At 69.4% G+C, this 4,233-nt stretch carries 4 protein-coding genes and 2 pseudogenes; 4 read left to right on the forward strand and 2 right to left on the reverse strand.

Translation table 11 applies throughout. The features are described from left to right. A partial coding sequence (locus ABZ646_RS41400) for a KUP/HAK/KT family potassium transporter (RefSeq protein WP_360531385.1) occupies window positions 1-1,212 on the reverse strand: 1,212 nt, incomplete at its 3' end. A gap of 524 nt (window positions 1,213-1,736) precedes the next feature. Here ABZ646_RS41400 and ABZ646_RS41405 point away from each other — a divergent pair. Both ABZ646_RS41405 and ABZ646_RS41410 read left to right on the forward strand, forming a co-directional pair. After that, window positions 1,737-1,934 (forward strand): annotated as a pseudogene (locus tag ABZ646_RS41405) (hypothetical protein); the annotation flags it as partial. Window positions 1,935-2,346: 412 nt separating this feature from the next. Further along, complete coding sequence (locus tag ABZ646_RS41410) at window positions 2,347-2,568, forward strand: hypothetical protein (protein WP_360531395.1); 222 nt, start codon at window positions 2,347-2,349, stop codon at window positions 2,566-2,568. A gap of 99 nt (window positions 2,569-2,667) precedes the next feature. On the opposite strand, the gene ABZ646_RS41415 is transcribed toward ABZ646_RS41410, so the two are convergent. After that, entirely contained in the window at window positions 2,668-2,898 is a 231-nt protein-coding gene (locus ABZ646_RS41415; RefSeq protein ID WP_360531388.1) for a hypothetical protein, read from the reverse strand. A 526-nt stretch (window positions 2,899-3,424) separates the two neighbouring features. Between ABZ646_RS41415 and ABZ646_RS41420 the strand changes: the two are divergent. Further along, window positions 3,425-3,722, forward strand: a pseudogene (locus tag ABZ646_RS41420) (carboxymuconolactone decarboxylase family protein); the annotation flags it as partial. Between the two features lie 285 nt (window positions 3,723-4,007). Further along, window positions 4,008-4,233: cupin domain-containing protein (locus ABZ646_RS41425; protein WP_360531391.1), on the forward strand; the 226-nt coding region annotated here is incomplete at its 3' end.

Raw genomic sequence — 4,233 nt, forward strand, 5'->3', positions numbered from 1 at the left:
GAACGCGAAGGCCAGCGCCGCGGAGCTGCGGAAGGCGAAGACCAGGGTGAGGACCGAGACCATCAGCAGCCAGTTGATCCAGGGGACGTAGATCTGGCCGATGGTGGACTCGGAGGTGTGCGCGATCCGCAGCCTCGGGAGGTAGCCGAGCTGGGCGGCCTGGGAGGTCACCGAGTACGCACCGGTGATCACCGCCTGGGAAGCGATCACCGTGGCCGCCGTCGCGAGCAGGATCATCGGCCACCGGCCCCAGTCGGGCACCAGCAGGAAGAAGGGGCTGGTGATGTTTTTCGGGTCGCCGAGGATCAGCGCGCCCTGGCCGAGGTAGCTCAGGACGCAGGCCGGGAAGACGAGGAACAGCCAGCCGCGGGTGATCGCCCGGCGGCCGAAGTGCCCCATGTCGGCGTAGAGCGCCTCGGCACCGGTGACCGCGAGGACGACCGCCGCCAGCGCGAAGAAGGCGGTGTCGAAATGACCGATCAGGAAGCCCAGGGCGTACGTCGGTGACAGCGCCCGCAGGATGCCCGGGTGCTCGGCGATGCCCTTCACGCCGCACGCGCCGATCGCCGTGAACCAGGCGATCATGACCGGCCCGAACACCCGGCCCACCGCCGCGGTGCCCCGGCGCTGCACCAGGAACAGGATCACGATGATCACCGCGGTGACGGGCACGACCGCGCTGTCCAGTGACGGCTCGACGACCTTGAGTCCCTCGACCGCGGACAGGACCGAGATCGCCGGGGTGATCATGCTGTCGCCGAAGAACAGCGACGCGCCGAAGATGCCCAGCGCGGCCAGGATTGCGGCGGTCCGCCTGCCTCGCTGCGAGGTCCACCTGCGCAGCAGGGTGATCAGGGCCATGATGCCGCCCTCGCCGTCGTTGTCGGCGCGCATCGCCAGCAGCACGTAGGTGACCGTCACGATGATCATGACCGACCAGAACACCAGCGACACCACGCCGTACACGTTCTGCGTGGAGACCGGGACGGGGTGCGGGTCGCCGGGGTTGAACACGGTCTGGAGGGTGTAGATCGGACTGGTCCCGATATCGCCGAAGACCACGCCGAGAGCGCCGATCACCACCGCGAGGCGCACTGAGTCGCGTGCCGGGTGGCCGTGGGCCTCCGCAGGCCCGGCCGCCGCGGTCTCCTGCCGACTGTCGGCCATGGTGGTCTCCTCCTCGCGGGCCGCCGTGCCGCGGGTCCCGTGCATCAGTGCGGACATTACCGATGCACCGGTCCGGTCGCCGGTGGAGGGGTCCCGAAGGGAGTCAGCGCCGGTCGGTACCTTGCACCGGGAACGTGCCAGAACTCGACTCGGGGCTGGACCGAGGGGCTGGACCGTAAGGCCCAACGCACCGAGCCTCACTCATCGCCAATGTGCTGTTGAGCCCGTCGGTGTCGATCCCGATGTCCTGCGCGCCGATGAGGAACAGCTTGCTGTGCACCCTTTCCGCCTCGATGCGCGCGGGTACCTACCAGCGTCCCTCCCGTACGTACCTGCCGCCGTGCTGCTCGACCACGAGGACGTCGAGGTCCACTTGGCGTCGTCGGTTTCGGTCAGACGGGTGCCGGCCGGGATAGGTCGCCCGTGGGTTCGAGGCGTACGACGATGCCCTTCGACGTCGGCTGGTTGCTCACGTCGGCGACGCTGTCGAGCGGCACCAGGACGTTCGTCTGTGGAACACGACCGACCCGCACGTCCCGAAGCAGCGGAAGGTGATCAGCGAGGCATGGGTGGGGTCGCTGGCGTTCAGCCCCGACGGGCGCCTGCTGACGGGCGGTGGCGCGTCGGGCGAGGTCAACGTCTGGAAGGTCACGGACCCGGACCACCCCCAGGGGACCACCGGCGTCCTGCGACTTGGCAAGGACCCTATGTCCGGGGTGGCCTTCAACCCGGACGGGCAGTACATGGTGGCCTCCTCATGGGACCGGCAACTCCCCATCTACACCCTGGACACCGACGGCGGCTGGTCCGACCCGCTGAATGAGAGCTCTTCGCCGCAGCGCCCAGACGGTGGGAACGACCTGTCGGTCGCCTACCGCCCCGACGGGCGGGGCGTCGCACTGGGTGGTGCGGACGGCCGGGTCCGGCTGTGGAACCCACCTCCGAACTCCGTGCCGGGGACCTCGGACGACGCGGGGGCCGTCAGAGGTTCCGGGTTCGACGAGCAGGGCTGGCGGCTGACCACCGGCACCGCCGACGGCCGCACCCGCATATGGCGGCTCGGCACGCCGGACGGCCTGCCCGTACAGGAGGCCGTCCTTCCGGCACCGTGGCGCAAGGCCCGCTTCCTCTCTGGCAAAAAGGCGGGTCCTGATCAGCCAGGACACGACGGCGAAGCGGTTGAGGCTGTGGGGCTACGGCGACGGGCGGCTCCAGCCCGGCGCGGAGTTCCGTACGGCGAACGGCGCCTCCGACCAATTGCTCGACTTCGACTCGACCGACGACGGCACCGTTCTGGCGCGGCTGAGCCGGACCCTGTGCCTGGTGCGCGGCACACCGACGACGCAGAAGCGCTGGCACCAGCTCTTCCCAGACCTGTCGTACGCGGATCCCTGCCGCTGACCGGCGGCAACACGGCTTCCGGCCACTCCCACCGGGTATCCGTCAGATCGCCCCGATACATCTGAAGATCGTGTCACGGCCAGGGTGGACAGCAGCCCGTCAGCTCTGCTCTGTGGTGGGCCGCCACAAACTGCCGGTCTCGCGTTCGAACGCCGGACGCACGTCAACGGTGTCGTACACGATGCGCAGCGTGGCAATACGGCCGTCCTCGGCGAGTTCCGCCAGGTCCACCACGTCAAAGGGCGCGGCAGCTCCGGACGGCAGACGCCAGTCGAAGTGGAACCAGAACGAGATCAGTGCGGCTCCCTGCTGGGTCCGGCCCTCCGCCACCCCCAGCAGAGTCAGGGCCGCCCGGCCGGTATCGGCGAACAGTTCGGGATAGAACTCCGTGGCCGGTCGAGGGCCGTACGATCACGCACTCAAGATCCAGCCACATGGACCACCCCTGCTCTCATCCGACCGCTTGCGCTCCAGACGATCGACTCACAAGTTACCGACTCAAGTGAAACCGTCTCGAATGCGCCTATGACTGTAATGTGACGCCGTGACCACCCACGCATCTCACGGAACCTCTCCGTCGGCCGCCTCACGCGCCACGGACCGCCCGGGGGACGTCTCGCCCTTCGCCTTCTCCCTGTTGTTGCGGCGGGCGCACTGGCGGGTGGCGGGGGTGATGACGGAGGCGTTGCGGACCGGGAGCCCACGGTGCAGCGGGACCTGGGTCCGGCGACGGGGTCGGACAAGGCGGGTGTCATGAGGGTCGTGGACGATCTGGAGCGGATGGGGCTGGCCGTGCGCAAGGCGGTTCCGGGGGACCGTCGGGTGCGGGCGGTGGAGATCACGCCGCGGGGTGCTGGAGGCCACCCACGCCGGGGAGACCTCGGTGCGGCTCAACCTGGTCGCCGCCTGGCGGGAGGCGACGGTCTTCACCGAGGCCGAGCGCGCCGCGCTGGAGCTGACCGAGCAGGGCACTCGCGTCGCGGACGCGGCCGGGGGTGTGACCGACGAGGCCTGGGCGAACGTCGCCAAGCACTTTGACGAGGACCAACTCGCCGCGCTGACCAGCCTGATCGCCGTCATCAACGCATACAACCGCATACAACCGCATCACCCGGCAGCCGGCCGGCGGCTACAAGGTCGGCATGTTCGGCTGAGCTGACAAGCCGGGCCTGGGCGTCCGATGCCAGGGGCCGGGGCCGAGGTCGGGATGCCGGGACGCAGCCCGGCACGGACCACCGTGTCCCGTCGTCGCGATGCCTTCGGCGCGGAGGGCGACGTTCGGGCGCCGGCCGACCGCGCTCAGGCACGTGGTCGGCCGAACCGGTGTCCGCGGAGCCCGGCTCCCCTGAGGCTCGCGGCCTGTCACAGAAGCGGGCCGCGTGCTGTCTTCGCTGTAGATCAAGTCGTTGTGAGCCTGGAACCGCGGACGCGAGCACGAAATGCACTCAGAGGACGGATTCGGACCAAAGATGCCGGCGGACGTCAAACCGCCTTTCGTTCCCGAGGGCGCTTCGAGAATGACCGTCCTCGTCGAGTGGGCTCCCGGTGCCCCCCGGACCCCTCCGCACCGCCACTCGGGGCCGTGTTTCGGCTACGTCATCGAAGGCGCGGTCCGGTGGGAGCTCGAAGGCGAGTCGGAGCACGTGATCAGGGCGGCGGTTGTGC

The organism is Streptomyces sp. NPDC007162 (assembly GCF_040634175.1).
Taxonomy (GTDB): domain Bacteria; phylum Actinomycetota; class Actinomycetes; order Streptomycetales; family Streptomycetaceae; genus Streptomyces.